This window comes from Arthrobacter sp. TMN-49 (assembly GCF_054511095.1).
The window spans coordinates 1-16,929 of the sequence record NZ_JBTNDH010000056.1; the positions used below are offsets into that span (position 1 = coordinate 1).

Here is a 16,929-nt window from a genome sequence, read left to right on the forward strand (position 1 = left end):
GGTCAAGAATGCGTTGATGAAATGAGCAAACTGCTGAAATGGCCTAAAAACCTGCCGCCGTGGCCTGATTCTTAGCGCTGAAACGGCCTACTTTAACTTGACGAAACACAGGGAGTCTGGCGGACCGGAAGATAGTGGGTCCGGAGTGGGCATGCTGTCGCCGTTCGTCGGGCCGGTGATTCAAGACATGATTACCCCTGATCATGTAATTTTGATCAGTGCACGCATTCATGAATGCCGAACTTGCCAGCGACTCAAAAGGTATCTAGATGTCCTACGATTTTTCGGCTTACGCCGTCGCCCCACTGACCATCGATGAATTGGTCCGGCTGGTGCGCAGCACTGTTGGGCTCGCCGTTGAAGGCGAGCCCGTCAGCGATGCCGAGTCTTTGATGGTGCTGCGGGGAGTTCGGCGGGCCTACTGCTTCACTGTTGACGGTCCGTTTGAGGTGGAGCCTGGCGATGTGCCAGAGGAGGTGACAGAATCGGTTCCTGGAATTGCCGCTGTGTATCAGGTACTGGTGGAGGGCAGTTCCGAGTCGGCGGTTCCGCACGCCGCAAAGTTTGGCCGGAAGCTCGCCAAGGCTGTCAAGGGAGCCCTGTTCGATGAACAAACCGAGGAAATTTGGCCCAAACCGAAGTTGAATCGATTGTCCGTGCCGGCGGAGAGACGGAGTGTGGATATGGTTACGCTCAGTTTCTACATGCTCAATGAGGACAGGCCGGAGGATCTTCCGGGCAGCTATATCCGGACCGCTCGGGAGATATTTCCCGAAATGTTTCCGGCCAACTTCAACGATAGGAAATTCGTCAGCGCGTGTGTCAAGGCCGGTACCGACTGCGCGCTTGTGCAAGTGGGCTACCCATTAGTAGACGTTTTCTACAAGCGGTTGGACACGGATAAACAAGTCTCCTTTATGTCCCTGGACTTCGACAAGGCCGGGTTGGCTGTACCCGCGACACGCCAATCTTTGATGCGGTTCTTCGTCGAATTTGCCCAAGCGTCCCGCAGCTTTTATGCAAGTGCCGAGGTATGCCGCGGATCCATCTGGGAATCAGGCAAGTACTACGCAACCGGCAGCTCCGAACGATCCCCCGATCCCAGTGATCGCGGTAAATGGGCCGGCCTTCATTCCCATGCCCAATGGTGGACCTGGTTCTGTCCCTAGTACATCGAGATGGTGTCACCATATCTGACCGGTCGCCTCGAAAGTTTCGGTGACTCCTTGTTCCATGCATGGTCCGAGGAACCCCTGAACCGGGACGAAATTCCGGCTTTGCTGCCCGACGCTTCCCGACCCTGGCTGCCGACCGACTACACCTACGGCACCGACCAATTCGGGATTATCAATCGATACGCCGAGATTATCCCGCAGCGCTTTCAGTAAGGGCGGATGTTCCTTCTGACTCCGTGAACAGGCAGTCACGTGGGGCGCAGCTGATCGTCGAAGGCCACTATTGTGTGGCCACTGACAGTGAGTCCGGCAGGGTTCGGCAACGAGGACCCGGGCCCGGGATGACCTGAGGCATAGAAAACGTCAGGTTCGACTGTGGCCGTGAACCCCATCAGGTCAATGGTGGAGTCACTGACTTTGACCGCATGATCCCCGGTGGCGTCGTCTAAGCCATCGTGGGTGGCAAGTAGGATCTTCGAGGATTCAGGTTCCACACTGATGTCATGCACATGGCACAGTGCCGCGGCTTTCGGGCTCGGCTCAGCAGCTGGGGACCCGGCGTTGGTGCATCCCGCCAGGAGCAGCGGGAGTGCCAACAATGACACCACGGCGGATCGGCGGGCACGAAAAAGGGAGGTACGGGGTTGCAAAAGGGGACTCAAAAGAATCAGGGAAAGAAAGGATGGGGGGTGGTGGATCCAAGAATTTTCAGATCCACCACCGAAAAAATGTACTGAGCCGGGCCTACAGGGTGGCGAGCAGGTCTTTCATGACCTTGATCTCGGTTTCCTGGGAGGAAACAATGCTCTTGGCCAGGGCTACAGCATCAGCATTTTTCCCGTCGGTGACCTCTGTTTTGGCCATCTCCACGGCCCCTTCATGATGGGCGATCATCTGGGTCAGAAACAACTTGCTCGCAGCCGAACCCTCGACGGCCTTGAGCTTGTCCAAATCGGCCGAGGACATCATGCCGTTCATGGAGTGGCTGCCAGCCATGGCTGTCGGTTCGGACCACCCGGTCAGCCAGGTGGTCATCTTCTCGATTTCCGGATCCTGGGCGGCCTTGATATCCGTAGCCAGCATCATGATCGCGGGATCAAGGTCTGTCTTGGCGAGCATGATGTCACTCATCTCCACGGCCTGGACATGGTGGGGGATCATCATCTGGGCGAACATCGTGTCCGCTGCATTGTGTTCAGCGCCGGTGACCGACGGCTGCGTTGATGTGGCCGCGGCACCGTGGTCCATGCCGGGCATGGAGCCGCCGTCAGTCCCTGTGGAACAACCGACCAGTGCGATCATGGCGGCAACAATGGTGGCGGAAACAATCAGTGATTTTTTCATAACAAAACAGTCCTTCGCTCAATCTCTACGATTTTTTGGCAGTCGCACCCATTTGAGGGCGCGCGATGAGGACCCGTGAAAGTTGCACGGGTCGATTCATCGGTTCACGTTCTGCTGATCGAGAGTTTCTCAAGTGAGGGAGGATCGGGAATGCGGTCCGCGGCCTTGTTCCCGGGAGCGACGGCGAATCCTGTTCCGGGGGCACAGGTGGTGAGCGTTCCCGGCAGTGGAAGGTTGAGCACCGGGGAGCTGACGATGGGTGTGCAGTCTCCGTGCATTGCCATGGATGCGGCGCAGCCATCGGGGGAGCAGCCGCATTCGGGCACGGCGTTGACTTGCTCCAATGCGGCCGCACTGGGCGAGTGGCCAGATTCTGCGGCGTGGTGGACAGGGGTGCTTGAGTGCTTGGTCATGCCCTGTGCCATCATCGCAACACTCATGCCGGAGGGCTCCGCGGAGACTGCCGGAGCGCCATTGACCACATGCATTCCAAGGATGCCGCCGATAATGGCAAGCACGACGGCGAGCAACCCGGCCCAGCGCAGAAGGGCCCCCGCGGTGGGTGCGTTTAGGGCGAAGCGCATTGTGGGGTCCTTTCTGTTTATCGGGCCGGTGGTTCGAGTTGCTGTGTAGTGTACGTTCGCAATCTGGGTGATTGCTGCGAGTGGACTAGTGGACGTCGGCTGGGTTGAGCTTGAGCCGGCGGAGTAGTTGGGCGTTGAGGGCCACCACGATGGTGGACAGTGACATCAGTACAGCGCCGGCTGCGGGGGAGAACACGATTCCGGCGAAGGCCAGGACACCGGCGGCTAGGGGGACGGAGATGATGTTGTACCCCATGGCCCAGATGAGGTTTTGCCACATTTTGTGGTAGCTGGCGTGGGACAGGTCCACCATGGACAGCACGCCCCTAGGATCGTTGCCGGCGAGCACCACACCGGCGGATTCCATGGCGACATCGGTTCCGGCGCCGATGGCGATGCCAACCTCGGCCCGCGCTAGGGCAGGGGCGTCGTTGACGCCGTCGCCGACCATGGCCACTTTCAGCCCGCGTTGCTGAAGCTCGGCGACTTTCTGGTCTTCGTCCCGGGGCAGGACCTCGGCGAAAACCTCGTCGATGTGCAGCTCAACAGCTACGGCTGTGGCGACTTGGCGGGACTCCTCACGGACTTCATCCTCCAGCGCGACGGCACCAATGACGGATCCGTCCCGGATCACGTGCAAAATGGATGCGCCACGTTCCTCCCAGGACGCGGTCGTGTCCATGATGCCTGCGGGCTCTGATGCTCCGAGTTCTGCGAGCAGGGCTGGTCCACCCACCGCGGCCACAGCCGGATAGCCGGTTTGTTTGGCGGCGGCGATGATCGCCCTGGCGACCGGGTGTTCGCTATCCGATTCAACAGCGGCGGCAAGGGCCAACAGTTCTTCTGTTGTGACGCCGTCGGCCGCAACAACACCGGTGACGGAGGGTTCGCCCTTGGTGAGTGTTCCGGTCTTGTCGAAGAGGACGACGTCGATGGTGCGCATCCTCTCAAGCGCCATGCGGTTCTTGATCAACACACCGCCCCGGGCTGCACGTTCGGTGGAGATGACGATGACCAGGGGGATGGCCAGGCCTAGGGCGTGCGGGCAGGCAATCACCAGTACGGTTACGGTGCGGGTGACGGCGTCGGGGATGCTGCCCAACAGTGACCAGACAATGAAAGTGCTGACGCCGGCGCCCGCGGCAAAGTAAAACAGGAACGCTGCCGCGCGGTCTGCCAGCGCTTGGGCTCGGGAGGTGGATGACTGTGCTTCCGCCACGAGCCGCTGAATCCCAGCCAATGCGGTGTCGTTGCCGACTGCTGTGACTTTGACTCGCAGGGAGTTGTCGGTGGCGACGGTCCCCGCCACCACCGAGTCCCCGACCGTCCGGCGGACTGTTTTTGATTCTCCGGTGATCATGGATTCGTCTATCTCGGCGGACCCATCAGTGATGGTGCTGTCCGCGGGCATGCGGGCTCCCGAGCGGACCACGACCACGTCATCGGCTTTCAGCTCGGCGATGGTGATGGTCTCGGTGCCGCCGTCGACGACCCGTTCCGCTTCATCGGGCAGCAATGCGGCCAGTGCGTCCAGGGCACCGCGGGCTGATCCGAGGGCCCGCATTTCGATCCAGTGTCCCAGCAGCATGATGGCGACCAGCAAGGCCAGCTCCCACCAGAAATCCAGATCGAAGCCGCCGATGCCCAAACTGGTCACCCAAGAGGCGATAAAGGCCACGGTGATGGCCATGGAGATCAGCAGCATCATCCCTGGCTGCCTGGCCTTGATTTCCTGCCATCCGCCGCTGAGGAAGGGCTGTCCGCCATAGAAGAAAATGAAGGACCCCAGTAGAGGGACAATCCAGGTTGAACCCACAAACTGCGGCGGGGTGTATCCGAGCAGGTGTCCAACCATCGGGCTGAAGAACACGACCGGGATCGAGAGGATCAGGGTCAGCCAGAACCTGTTCTTGAACATGGCGGTGCTGTGCCCGGCGTGCTGACCTGCAGTGTGAACGGCATGGTCATCAGGGACCATGCCGCCGTGTCCCATGGATGCGTGGTCCATGCTGGGCGCCTGCGTCTTCGTCATTGTGTGGTGTTCGTGATTTTGCTTGTTGTCGTGCACTTCCATGGCTCTCCCGCATGGCTTGGAATGACGGTTGTCAACCTACTTCAGACGACTGTGTAGCCTGCAGAGACAACGGCAGCGCGTACCGTTTCCGGCGTTGCCGGACCGGCGACTGTCAGGGTTGAGGTGGACCCGGCTACCAGGGTGACGGTTACCGAATCTGCGCCGGCTACGGCGCGGACGGACTTCTCCACGGTCTGGACGCAATGACCACAGATCAACCCTTCCAGCTCATAAACGGCGCCTGGTGCATCGGCTGGCGCGCTGGAAATTGCCGGCGTGGAGCAGCACGCGCAGGAACTCTCCTGGGTGGGCGTCAGGTTGAGCGCTTCACGTTTCTTGGTTCCGCACATATCGGGTGTGTCCTTAGAAAGAAGATGAATTGTGCGTTGTGGGTTGAACGGCAGTGGCGGCCGGAAAGATCAACGGCGGCGACAAACTACTTCACTGACAACACTCCGAACATACCCCCTAGGGGTATCCTTGTCAAGGGATGGAAATTGTGATTCAGGCGTCATTGGCAGGGAAGCTCATCATTGAGCAGAAGGGTCGGCCCAGGAATGCCGGAAAAATCCGGCTCTCCTGACTCTTCCGTGCACGTGTGGGCGTTAAGGTGCGCGGATCACGCCCTCGGAATAGTCACAAGAGCCAGGAAAACTAGTGGTTAAGGCCAAAAAGGGGAGTGAAATTCGCGGAAGATTTTGACGAAGTGGGGGCGTTGGGTACTTTTGGCCCTAAACGGCTCTGACCCGCAGAACATAACCGCAGGTCAGAGCCACAAAAAGTGCCCCGGGCCGGACTCGCACGGGCGGCCACGAGGATATAGCCATCTGGACGATGACCGGTGCCGCTGGCCGCTAAAACTCGCGTGAAGCCCGGCTTCTTCGCCGTTTCTAGAGACTTTGGTATGTCGTGGGTTGCGGTAGTTTTTGGTTGAAAAAGGAAAGTAAAAGGGGAGTAACTCTTCCGTGCCCTACGATGTCATTCTTTTTGACTGCGAATCCATTGAAAACAGCTTCATCAGTGATCCTCTATTGCGCTTTGAAGACCACCGTCTGTCCACACCAGTACACTCCCGGGATCAGGGACAGGTGAAATCGGGCGACGCCCTGATAACTGTACGTCGTCAACGTTGGGACGGGACTTTCGTCCGGCCAGGAGCCGTGGCCACGGGACTACGACCTTGGCCCCTCGCCGCTATTTGTGCATGTTGGCTAGTCGTTGCCTTTAAAGCGACCGCTCCAGGGTTTGTCCGAGGGAGCAGGATATGCCAGATTGGCCAGCAGAAACGGCCGACGGCGGGGCTCACCCCGCGGTGGTCGGCGACATCCTGGTCGTTGAAGCCGGGACGCAGCACCAATTCCGCGCGGCAGGGAAGGCAAGCGGCGCATGGTGTGCATCCACGCATCGCCCCGTTTCCTACAGGAAAATCTGGAAACCTAGAACAAGTCTCGTTCTCTAGGCTGGAACGTTCCCAGCTGCCGTGCGCTGCGCCGTCGGACGTTCAGCCTGCAACAAGTGGTTGGGGAGCCTGTTCCCGGGTGCCCGGCCACGAATTTCGAGCAGATCCCGGGCGTGGGCGTTCAGGCGCTTGTCCTCTTCGGTTACGGGAATCCAGGCTGGAACCGGAACCGAGTTGCCAGCGTCGTCCCTTGTCACCATGACTGTCAGGCAGTAGGTTGTCAGTTTCATCTCGCGGCTTTTGGGATCTCCCGAACGGACATGGACGGCGATGTGCATGCCCTTCGTCCCTGTGTAAACCAGCCGTGCCTCGACTTCGACAACGTGGCCGATCAGCAACGGACGGTAGAAACGGACGCCACCGGAGAATACCGCCACGGTGTCATTCCCGCAGTACCTGGTTGCACACACATAGGCGGCATCGTCGATCCACTTCATGACAATCCCGCCGTGAACCTTCCCGCCCCAATTCACGTCCGTGGGTGCCGCAAGGAATCTCAGGACAACACGCTCGGCTGTTCCGGCATCGGTATATTCCTGGGCCTTCATGGCGTCAACGATTTCTTCCCGGACCTTGACCCGAGCCAGGGCATCCTTGCGCTGATGAATTTCTTGGTTCGTTGTCGGCTCAAACGGTGTCACCGCCATGGGCTTACCGTCCGCATCCACGGCGACGAAAATAACGATGCACTGACTGCGCATCGTGGGGATGCCGCCCCTCGGATCGCCCGAGGACACCACAGTGCGAATATGCATCGACGACCGTCCGGTGTAAACAACTGTCGCCTCAACTTCCACCATGTCGCCACTGTTGACGGGGTCCGCAAAGTGGATGTTACCCACATAGGCCGTCACACAATAGGCCTTGGCCCAGCCGACGGCGGCCGCGTAGGCTGCCTTATCCACCCACTCAAGCACGGTGCCGGCATCCACGGAGCCGCTGTGCCCGACGTCCATGGGGGCAGCAAGGAATCGAAGGGTCACGGAATTGGCGATGGTCTCACTCATTGCACGATTCTATTTCGCTCGAGGGCGGTCTTTTCGTTTGGAAGTCTCATCAAGGGACTTTTGCGTCACAATCGACGTCCTTCCGTCGGGCCAATGAGGCTCGATTTGAATGTTGACGCGCAGTTAGTCGTCTATTCATGACATCCGCCGGACCAGTTCAACTGGCCTTACTAAGTTGGCTATCATGGATAACATTTCACGCAGATCAATTCTTTCCGCCGGCCTTGGTGCCGGCCTCGTTGTCGCTGTGCCGGGTGCCGCCTTTGCCACTTCCGGGGCGGACAAGTCCGGCATTCGCAGCGATCCCTTCCTCCTAGGTATCGCTTCCGGCGAGCCGTGGCCGGATGGATTCGTGATCTGGACCCGACTGGCGTTGGATCCGTTGGCCGAAGATGGCCTGGGCGGCATGCCCTCCCGTAATGTCGCCGTGGCCTGGGAGGTCGCGGAAGACGCAAACATGCGCACCGTGGTTGCACGCGGAGTGGAGCATGCGCGAATCGAAACCGCTCACTCCGTCCATGTGGAGCTGCGCGGGCTGCGTCCGGGCCGCGAGTACTACTACCGCTTCCGCGCCGGCCGCCACGTCAGTCCCATTGGCCGCACCCTCACCAGTCCGGCCCGGCATGAAACGCCGTCGTCGTTGGCCATGGCATTCGCCAGCTGCTCGCAGTACGAGCACGGCTATTTCACGGCTTACTCGAGGCTGGCCCAGGACCACCCGGACCTAGTGCTGCACCTGGGCGACTACATGTACGAATACAAAAAGGGCGGTTACGTGATCGGCGGCGGCAACCCGCGCGACCATCAGGGGCCGGAGACTTCGACGCTGCAGGGGTACCGGCAACGTCACGCACAGTACAAGTCCGATGTCGATCTGCAGGCAGCGCACGCAATCGCACCGTGGTTGGTGGTCTGGGACGACCATGAAGTAGACAACAACTGGGCGGATGAGGTTCCCGAGAACAAGGATGCCAACCAGCTCAACGACACCACCGAGCGTTTCCGGCAGCGCCGGTCAGCGGCCTTCCAAGCGTACTACGAGAACATGCCGCTTCGACCCTCGTCCGTGCCGGCAGGGTTCGACATGAAGATCTACCGCACCATTCAGTGGGGCCAGTTGGCTAATTTCCACATGATGGATACCCGGCAGTACCGCGACGACCAGCTGGCCGGCGATGGCTGGCAGAAGAACGTGGCCGAGCGTTTGGCCGAGGATCGCACCATCACCGGTGACGAGCAGGAGAAGTGGCTGCTGGACGGCTTCAAGAACTCCACACAGCGCTGGGACATTCTGGGCCAGCAGGTGTTTTTCGCGGAGCGGGACAGGAACAAGGCTCTCGATGTTGACGACGTCTCCATGGACGGCTGGGACGGCTATGCCGCCTCCCGCCGCCGCATCACCCAAGGCTGGGTGGATGCGAACGTTCGCAACGCCGTCGTCCTCACTGGTGACGTGCACCGCAACTGGGCCAACGATCTCAAGGTGGATTACAAGGATCCGGCGTCACCTGTGGTTGGCTCGGAATTGGTGTGCACCTCCATTACCTCCACAGGCGATGGCTCGGGTGCCACCACTGATTCGACCATGGCGTGGAACCCGCACCTGAAGTTCTACAATGACAACCGCGGCTACGTGAACACCAAGATCACCAAGGACGCGCTCACCGCGGACTTCCGGACTCTTGACTACGTCACGACGCCGGGAGCTCCCGTCAGCACGAAGGCGTCCTTCGTCATCCAGGACGGAATTCGCGGGCTTCAAGCGAAGTAAAAGCCAGGCCCGAGGCCGGACACTCCAGCATTGAAAGTCCATCGGAGCCACGAGTCGGTCACGGTTCGAATGTGAACGTGTTGACGACTTCACCGGCTCCGGGTTTCTCGAGATCGGGGTTTCCATTTAGATGCCGTAGATGATGTTGCGCGTGAAATGGGTGCATGTCGCCGTTGGAGGGTCGCGGATCGGCGGTGGCGATGTGCCTGCTGTGACCGGCGCGTCTCAGTAACGGCGGGCGAGCCAAATCTTTGGCTTGGGTTGCTTGCGGGTGATCTGACCCCAAGGTCTCAATGGCAAGCGCGCCCTAGGTAAAGTGGGCCTCCGTCGTTGCGAGCCACTCATTCAGGTCGCTCCGGCTGATGCGCAGGTGTCGGCCAATCCGGTGGGCACGTGGCCCTAGGCGCTTGACGCGCCACTGGTAGAACGTCTGCTCGGGATCTGCAGTTCCCGGCAGATGTCCCGTGGGGTGAGCTATTCCTCCGCAAATTCTGCGGTGGAAGGGACGTGGCTAGTTTGCTCACTCATCAGATTCTCATCTTCAACGTGGACGTTCCCCATTCCAAGGTGAAAAAACACTGGAACTACATGACTGCCATTGCCATGTTGGAAGAACGACGGCGGAGACCTCACCCAATACTGGGGCCGGGAGGTGAAAATCGATTGTCTGCGAGGCGTTCAAAGTAGCCCATGATGACGTCGGATTGTCGACAGCATAGACTGCCAAGGCAAAGGCTTGGTTGTCTGCTGGACGCGCGCGTCGACCGGCCTCATCAGGCAAGATTGGACCGTGCTTGATGGGAAAAGTGGGCGTGGAATCTGAGTGAGATTCTGACGAATTGGGGGGAGTTGGGCACTTTTTGGCCCTAAAACGGCTCTGACCTGCAGAACATAACGGCAGGTCAGAGCCACATAAAGCGCCCCGGGCAGTGCCCCGGGCGGTGCCCTGGGCGGGAATCCAACCCACGATCAAGAGAAACTCAGGAGTCTTATGTCAACTGTTGCCATCCGACCCCAAGAACCGCCAATTTCCGGGGAAGCGAGGGACAATGGGGCCCCTTGATATGCCATGATCTGCGGTTGGTTTTCGTTCAAAAACGTGAGTAAAACGTGACGAGGCCTTGCAGCACAGGGCCGTGCCCTCTGTCTGATGGCCGTTTGCAGGTTCATCGACACGGTTGACGGCATGTCACTGGTTGTGAATGGCTGGCCGTCGTGCCTCAATAATTCATGTTGTTCAGGGTGTGGTTTCGGGGCCGCTCGACGTGCGTCCAAGATCGGCGGTAAAAATGCTCATTGGTGATTTTTTGGTGGGGGAGTGGAGCGCTATCGGTCATGATTTGATGACCGTTTGCTTCCGAATGGACCAGGTGGGGAGCCCAAATTGGGATCAAGTCTGCAAGCCGAATTGCGAACAGATAAAGGGTTGCCCACACGCTGAGTTGATGAGTATCACCTAGCAGGAATGCTATTCTTCGCGGGCTAAGGGCTGCCGCTACATCGGATATGCGAGCATGATTTCTCCCTCGTTGAACGATGAATTGACGCTCGAGTTGGGCAAGTTAGGGATGTCGCGCAGGTCAAAGGCCTCCCCGGGGCTGCGGATCCAGTCAGAGTTTCCTGTGCTTCAGTACCACAGCTTGCTTGGTACAAAGCCAGTAAAAGCGCCGTGCCCTGCCTGAATCGGAAGACGCTCTACGCTGTCTGCTACATAAACCGAATAGATAACACGGGCGTGCCGATCCCAGCCTGCAAAAAGACTAGATGTGAGGGACAGTTGCATCCCGACGTTATCCGTGGCAAGCCAAAGTCTGGCGTGTTCTCCTAATTGCTCCTGTACGAGAATCCAAGTTCGCTGCACTCCCGGGCTCAGCGAATACGTTTGTCCCTCCAGTAGAAGTCATTGTTGTCGATTGACGTATGTACGGTGAGGTTTCTTGTTGCAAGCTCGGTCAAGACTTGTGTGTGTGGATGATAGTTGCCGCTTCCGCCTACCAGATTGTTCGCTTCAATCGTCACCCATCGCACGTTCGGCAGGGCGTCCCACAGTTCTGCGCCCGAATCAAGCCGTGACCCATGGTGCGGCGCGGAAGTGACGCCGACTCGGTCGAGTCGGCTCTGCGTCAAGACCGTCCGCATTGCGTCGACGTGCTTGGACCGCAGGAGCCCGGCATCGCCCGTACCCAGCCAAGCCGGGGCGATCGGGATGGCACGAGGCGTCGCTGAAGGCGAGTTCCATCCGCCACGGAAGCGACACCATTCGTAGGGGGAGACCGGCCCTGAATAAACACATAGGGAGGAAAGGTTGGCGCCCGTGCGAGCGCTCGATGTTTTTGCTCCACGGTTGATCTGTTTATGGTGATCCTGTACGGCGGTGTGGAAGGCCGCGAGCAATGACGGATCGTTGACGAGTTTCATCAGATCGGGCAGTGAGCACTTTTCAGCTTGTTTCCCGAGAAGTGTCTTGACGCTGGCAGCAACAGTCTTGGCTCCGGCCAGCGTCGACTCGATGACGTACGGTTGGAGCTCCCAGAGTATCTCTCCCGCGGTTGTGGCGCTTGAGGTTGCCACGAGTCCATGCTGGCCGGGCAAGGTAGTCAGGGTGATGTCCTCGTCATCTGACGTGACTGGGTCGCTCGGAGGCAAAGGGATTGGCTCTCCATTTGGCGGGATTGGAGTTACTTCTGCTCCATCAAACAGTTCGGTGAGTTGACCGACTGGGTCGTAGACGAGGGCGGCGTACGCCTGTAGTTCATCACCTTCCAAGTTGGAGGTCGCGATCGCGTAGAGTGCCTCGATTTTGCCCAGCATCGGCACCCACACCCGATCAACTTGGATGTTTTTCTTGTCAAGTTCTTCAGCGAGAAATTCGAGCCCGTTGACGTGATCGTTGTCGAAATGAGAGATGACAAGTAGGTCAATCGTCGATCCAACGGTGACGTCATTAAGCATCCGACTGACAGCAGACTTGAGAGCTGGTCGGGTCTGGTCTTTCCGCCCCGATCCGCAGTCGTAGATAACTTGCACCAGAGAGCCATCGCCGAGAGTCGTGGTTGGCAGACGTACGTGTCGTTGGAAGAGGAGCGACTGCGAGTGGAAACCACCGTGTCCCACACCCCACTGGTTCACTATAAATTCGTACGAACCCTGCCACATGATGTCCCCCAATTGGTTGCTTTCTCCTGACACACTACAGGCCGGTTGCGCGGCGGTCTGTGCCACTGTAGGACCTTCTGAAATGAGTCTTTAAGAGGGCCGGCCCTAGTCATAGGGTTTCGATGCAATGTGAAATGAAGTTTTTAGGGTCCGCTGCACCTTCACCGGGCAGAGTTTTTGCCGGCGGGTCCTATCAGGATCGTAGGGTCCGCCATAACGGCAATTTGGAAGCTTGTGCCGGGTGACGCCGTGGTGTCCAGTGGTTGACCGGCTGAGGGGCGACGTGGGCCGCCCTCGTTGAGTAAACGATACTGCCTGCATGTTTCTACCAGCCGCGACGTCGGTCCTGCTTTTCCCTCACACGTGCGGCCTCAAGTTCTCTCCCTAGTATTTCAGATGCTAGGACACAGACTTCATCGAGCTCGGGCAGTTGCTTGCGCAGCTTTGCGAAGAACTCGAAATCACTGAGAATCGCATTCGACTCGTCCCCGGTCCCGCTGCGATTTCTCAAGGCTTCAGCGACGATGCGATGCGGAGCAACTTGTGCAGCCATGAGGGCCGGCGCGAGAGCCACGACGGTATGATCGCGATAGCCCGACATCGATCTGAGAAGAACCTCTCCATCCACAGCGCACTCCGCCAGCAAATCCATGGCAAGCTTCGTGTCGGTACCAAGCACGGCTCCTGCGTAACCACTGTGGATCAACGTCTCGGCATCAAGGGTCGTGACGATCCGCCGTTTTTGATCCTGCGGAAGGTTCCTCAACACATCAGGGAATGACTTCACCATTCGGCGGGCACGCGAGGAGAACCCAGTTGTTTTCGCGTTTGCGATGAACCAGTCCGCGCAGAGCTCGGGATCAGTGGTCAAGGCGTGCTTGAGTATCTCGCCGAGGCGCCATCTTGAGTGTTGGGGCAGCTCGTCGGGAGCTGCCCCGACCAGTGCCGTCCGCCAAGCGGGCCTGAGTTCCTCGGGCAATGCCGGTCCACGACCTCGTACTCCCTCTCCAAAGGTGACGGCAGCTAGGGCACGTACTGATGCGTGTGTGTGTATGAGCAGTTCACGCAGGATTGGGGTCACCGACTCATGGATCCACAAGTCGCCGATTAGCGGGACATCATCGTCGGTTAGACCGTCGATTACAGTGAGCGCCAGGTCATCCAGTTCGCAGTCTTCGTGCGTGATTGCGCGAAGAACCTCGGGTCGTAGCTCGGGGACCTCGATTGCCGACATAACCAGATCATCGATATCGGCACCATCTGCGCGGGCCTTGGTGATCAAGGGCGCAACGAGGGAGCCGGCGATTGCCCTAATAGAGGCTTCCAGCCATGCGCCAGGGTTGGTCACATGCTTGGCGAGCGTGCCCGTGAACAGAGCACCTTCATGGTTGCCATCGAGAATTGATGCCTCGGCCACAAGCCTTCCGTATTCAGCGACGCCTTCCGCAGCCGTTAGCTTGTCCAGCTCGCGGGCCAGGGACGTCCACTGCTCTCGACGGTCGGCCATCCAAACGTCGATGTCGTCGTCGGGTTCTTGCGCTCCCACGAAGAGGTCCAGATGATCGTCGTCGACCGGGAGCTCGGCCAGCGTTGTAGGCCCGCCGTTCCACATGGAGACGAGGGCTAGTCGATTGTTTACCCGAATAGGCACCCCTGTGAAGCGTTTTGCCAGCACTGTCAGGGTGCTGAGCACCAGCTCAGCTCCGATCGCGCCGACAACATTGTGCTCGGTCGAGGCCTCGCCAGGATGGTTGGTGATACCTACAGCCATCGCGGACCACGAATCAAAGATCTCGCAGAATTCTGCCACTGCGCGATGGGTGATGCTTGAAGCTGCATGTCCCCGGACTCTGGAATCGATCGTGTTCCAGTGTGCGAGCAATGATCCAATGGCCTCCGGCGTCATCACGCCCTGAGACATGGTGATGCTGAGGTGGCTACCTGGATCACTCCAGTTACCCTCAACACGGGGGTCGAAGACATAATGAGTGACCTCTGCGAGAACCTGCCACCGGGCCGCGCTGGGATTTTCGTCGAACCACTCTAGCGTGTAGTTCAAGATGCGGTCGCGCAAGGTATCAACGGGCCCTAGATCAGGGTCTAAGTAATGTGCCATGTCCTGGATAACCCGCATCGGGTGGTCGGGGTGCTGGTGTCGAGGCCGCTCGTCGCTGACTGCGAGGTCGAGCAGCCCGTGAGTGGCCTCGCGAGAGCATGAACGGCGGAAAGCGGTGCGGAGTATTTTTTCTGCGGCGGTACCGTAGGGGTCGTAAATGACATCGCCGAATAAGGCCTGAGGCTCACGAGGCGAGTCAAGGACGGCGCGGGCGAGGACGGCAGCGCGGTCAGCCGAAGTCTCGTCGATGCCACTGTAGACCTCGACCAAGGCAAGTGGGATCTCGTCGATCTCCTTTGTCGATATGTTGTCGAACCACAAATTCGCCAGCGCCCGAACGCCAGTTTCTGGTACGTCGTTGGCGAGGTTGAGGACTGTGCGGTTCAATCGTTCGTCATCGGGGAACTTAGCGGCGAACGAGGACCAACTCCTTCGCCTTCTCACACCGAAGAAGGTGGACGCGACGATCAGTGAGCGGAGTGGAGCCAGCACAGACCACTTTTCGCTCGTCCGCTCCACGAGACCGCCCTGAGCGGTGACCTCAAGCCAGGCGATCAAGTCGGCGTACGGGACACCAGCATGGCTTGCAATAATCTCGATGTCCTCAAGTGAGGCTGCGCCAAGCGCGGCGATGCAGGCCAACGCGTCATTGAGTACGGCGCTGCCTGCAATAGAGGTAGCGAGGCCGGCCACTTGGTCAAGAAGCGATTGACCAGTTGCGAGATCGTCGCCTGCACCGTTGACGACCAAACGAGAAAGGATGGCCGCCCAGCCCGGTCGTCCATCGGACTGCTCGAGTACCAGTGACCGGGCGTGGACGCCGTGGACTCCGAGCGCTTGGATCATCTGATCGAGTGCGGCTCGCGCTAGGCGGTCCACCTCGACCCGCGTCGGCTTGTTGAGCAGAGCCTCTACTGGAGCCTCGGTTCCTGGCCACGTCGCGGCGACTATGGTGAAGCTGAACTGTTCCCTGCTACGAATGCTTACCAGCTGCTCAAGGAGCTCCTGATGAAGGTGGGCATCGTCTAGCACTAGGGTCGTGGGATCTATGGCGAACAGGTCGTCGGCAAGATGGTCGCGGGCAAGGCGGTCGATGAAGTGGACACTACCTTCGAGCTCCGCTAGCAGACGGCTCTTGCCAACACCTGGAACGCCTACTAACGAGACATCGGTCGTCCGCGTTACCGCGGCGCGCAGGTTTTCCAGCTCCTCGTCGCGCCCGAACAGCTCGGTGAACGTCGACGAGGGCTCGGGAGCCTTCGTCGTCAGCGCTTCAAGACGACCCTGGACTCCAGTCAGCTCAACGCGGAGATCCGGGTTGCGGCGCAGGGAGTCAACGAGCCACTGCCTTGCATATATGCGCGGCACCGGGAGGTTATTGGTTCTACAGTAGGCCTCGATGTTGCGGCGTTTGATGTCCGAAAGATTCTTAGACGTAATCATCACAAGCAGGTCCAGCCGAAACGTCTCACCCGCATCCCAGAATTTTTTCCATGTTCTATGGCTGCTCTTGAGATTATCGAGGGCGTCGCCTGTCGTCACCAAAATCCGCCCGCGAGAGTCGGGGTCGTTAGCAATGGGAGCGATGATGTCGCCGTCGCGACCTCCATCACTGCCGCCTTCAATTCCAACCACGTTCTCGTAGTGGTTCGCCATCAGGGCCACGGCACACCGCTCAAACACGTCAGCGTCAATACCTGCGTCGAGCTTGACCGTGATGCGTTCATTCAGATTCATAGACTAAGTCTGCCAGTAACGCCCCGATCGTGGCCCGCGCTAAGGATCCGCGTGCAAGGCAAGCTGAGAGTCTTGTCGGCCGCAGGGTAAATGCGTTGGAATGGACCTGCCGTCGTCCATGGATGGGTTGGTGGTTCACGGCAGTACTGCCGACTGACGAGAGTAGGAAGATTGAGTCTTCCGGGCCGGGCTGCCGGCAGGCTCGAGGGACGTTTTTGACCAACGGACGGTACTCTGTGCCGGGAGTACGCCGCTCGGAGGGCCAATTTTCGACAGTCACAGTTGCGGAGCGTGGCTTCGTGGAAAAACCGCGGATTTCCGCCAGTTTCCCTCCCGCTGATTGAAAAACGTGACGTCAAATGGAGTCGGAATAGACCCCTAAAATGCCAAAAACGGAGGCTGTTGCTTTTCGGTTTGACGGCTTGCCTTGTGTGAATGTGGTCGGCGGCAGCGGGCTGTCGTTTGCGGGTTCGGCGTTGTAGGCCCGTGTTGAAGGGCCGTATCAG

12 protein-coding genes are annotated in these 16,929 nt (G+C 59.1%); 3 read left to right on the forward strand and 9 right to left on the reverse strand.

The annotated features are described in order from the left end of the window. The first annotated feature begins 269 nt into the window (after positions 1-269). Positions 270-1,169, forward strand: a complete 900-nt coding sequence (locus tag ACX80E_RS16620; RefSeq protein WP_459303173.1) for a hypothetical protein — start codon at positions 270-272, stop codon at positions 1,167-1,169. Between the two features lie 9 nt (positions 1,170-1,178). Then, the gene (locus ACX80E_RS16625; RefSeq protein ID WP_459303174.1) at positions 1,179-1,388 is read left to right on the forward strand and encodes a hypothetical protein; all 210 of its coding nucleotides are present in this window, start codon (positions 1,179-1,181) and stop codon (positions 1,386-1,388) included. Positions 1,389-1,423: 35 nt separating this feature from the next. Here the strand turns inward: ACX80E_RS16625 and ACX80E_RS16630 are convergent, their stop codons facing one another. The 6 genes from ACX80E_RS16630 to ACX80E_RS16655 all read right to left on the reverse strand — a co-directional run bounded on the left by ACX80E_RS16630 (position 1,424) and on the right by ACX80E_RS16655 (position 7,643). Further along, the gene (locus ACX80E_RS16630; protein WP_459303175.1) at positions 1,424-1,825 is read right to left on the reverse strand and encodes a hypothetical protein; all 402 of its coding nucleotides are present in this window, start codon (positions 1,823-1,825) and stop codon (positions 1,424-1,426) included. A gap of 94 nt (positions 1,826-1,919) precedes the next feature. Further along, on the reverse strand, positions 1,920-2,519 hold the full coding sequence (locus tag ACX80E_RS16635) for a DUF305 domain-containing protein (protein WP_459303176.1): 600 nt from the start codon (positions 2,517-2,519) through the stop codon (positions 1,920-1,922). Positions 2,520-2,623: 104 nt separating this feature from the next. Further along, the gene (locus ACX80E_RS16640) at positions 2,624-3,103 is read right to left on the reverse strand and encodes a hypothetical protein (protein WP_459303177.1); all 480 of its coding nucleotides are present in this window, start codon (positions 3,101-3,103) and stop codon (positions 2,624-2,626) included. Between the two features lie 85 nt (positions 3,104-3,188). Continuing rightward, positions 3,189-5,135, reverse strand: a complete 1,947-nt coding sequence (locus ACX80E_RS16645) for an HAD-IC family P-type ATPase (RefSeq protein ID WP_459303178.1) — start codon at positions 5,133-5,135, stop codon at positions 3,189-3,191. An 83-nt stretch (positions 5,136-5,218) separates the two neighbouring features. Continuing rightward, positions 5,219-5,527 (reverse strand): heavy-metal-associated domain-containing protein, encoded by a 309-nt coding sequence (locus ACX80E_RS16650; protein ID WP_459303179.1) that lies wholly within the window; start codon positions 5,525-5,527, stop codon positions 5,219-5,221. Positions 5,528-6,632: 1,105 nt separating this feature from the next. Next, complete coding sequence (locus ACX80E_RS16655) at positions 6,633-7,643, reverse strand: acyl-CoA thioesterase (protein ID WP_459303180.1); 1,011 nt, start codon at positions 7,641-7,643, stop codon at positions 6,633-6,635. Positions 7,644-7,827: 184 nt separating this feature from the next. Between ACX80E_RS16655 and ACX80E_RS16660 the strand changes: the two genes are divergently transcribed. Beyond that, positions 7,828-9,414, forward strand: coding sequence for an alkaline phosphatase D family protein (locus tag ACX80E_RS16660; protein ID WP_459303182.1), 1,587 nt, complete (start codon positions 7,828-7,830; stop codon positions 9,412-9,414). Between the two features lie 307 nt (positions 9,415-9,721). On the opposite strand, the gene ACX80E_RS16665 is transcribed toward ACX80E_RS16660, so the two are convergent. The 3 genes from ACX80E_RS16665 to ACX80E_RS16675 all read right to left on the reverse strand — a co-directional run bounded on the left by ACX80E_RS16665 (position 9,722) and on the right by ACX80E_RS16675 (position 16,423). Next, positions 9,722-9,904: a helix-turn-helix domain-containing protein gene (locus tag ACX80E_RS16665; RefSeq protein ID WP_459303185.1), complete on the reverse strand. Its 183-nt coding sequence runs from the start codon at positions 9,902-9,904 to the stop codon at positions 9,722-9,724. Positions 9,905-11,283: 1,379 nt separating this feature from the next. After that, positions 11,284-12,636, reverse strand: coding sequence for an MBL fold metallo-hydrolase (locus ACX80E_RS16670; RefSeq protein WP_459303183.1), 1,353 nt, complete (start codon positions 12,634-12,636; stop codon positions 11,284-11,286). Positions 12,637-12,895: 259 nt separating this feature from the next. After that, complete coding sequence (locus tag ACX80E_RS16675) at positions 12,896-16,423, reverse strand: ATP-binding protein (protein WP_459303184.1); 3,528 nt, start codon at positions 16,421-16,423, stop codon at positions 12,896-12,898. Between the last annotated feature and the right edge of the window lie 506 nt (positions 16,424-16,929).

Excerpts from the sequence above, each read along its gene's own strand:
- ACX80E_RS16660 (WP_459303182.1), top strand. The coding sequence starts at position 7,828 with ATGGATAACATTTCACGCAGATCAATTCTTTCCGCCGGCCTTGGTGCC.
- ACX80E_RS16620 (WP_459303173.1), top strand. The coding sequence starts at position 270 with ATGTCCTACGATTTTTCGGCTTACGCCGTCGCCCCACTGACCATCGAT.
- ACX80E_RS16635 (WP_459303176.1), bottom strand. The coding sequence starts at position 2,519 with ATGAAAAAATCACTGATTGTTTCCGCCACCATTGTTGCCGCCATGATC.
- ACX80E_RS16655 (WP_459303180.1), bottom strand. The coding sequence starts at position 7,643 with ATGAGTGAGACCATCGCCAATTCCGTGACCCTTCGATTCCTTGCTGCC.
- ACX80E_RS16675 (WP_459303184.1), bottom strand. The coding sequence starts at position 16,423 with ATGAATCTGAATGAACGCATCACGGTCAAGCTCGACGCAGGTATTGAC.
- ACX80E_RS16625 (WP_459303174.1), top strand. The coding sequence starts at position 1,179 with ATGGTGTCACCATATCTGACCGGTCGCCTCGAAAGTTTCGGTGACTCC.
- ACX80E_RS16650 (WP_459303179.1), bottom strand. The coding sequence starts at position 5,527 with ATGTGCGGAACCAAGAAACGTGAAGCGCTCAACCTGACGCCCACCCAG.
- ACX80E_RS16645 (WP_459303178.1), bottom strand. The coding sequence starts at position 5,135 with ATGACGAAGACGCAGGCGCCCAGCATGGACCACGCATCCATGGGACAC.
- ACX80E_RS16640 (WP_459303177.1), bottom strand. The coding sequence starts at position 3,103 with ATGCGCTTCGCCCTAAACGCACCCACCGCGGGGGCCCTTCTGCGCTGG.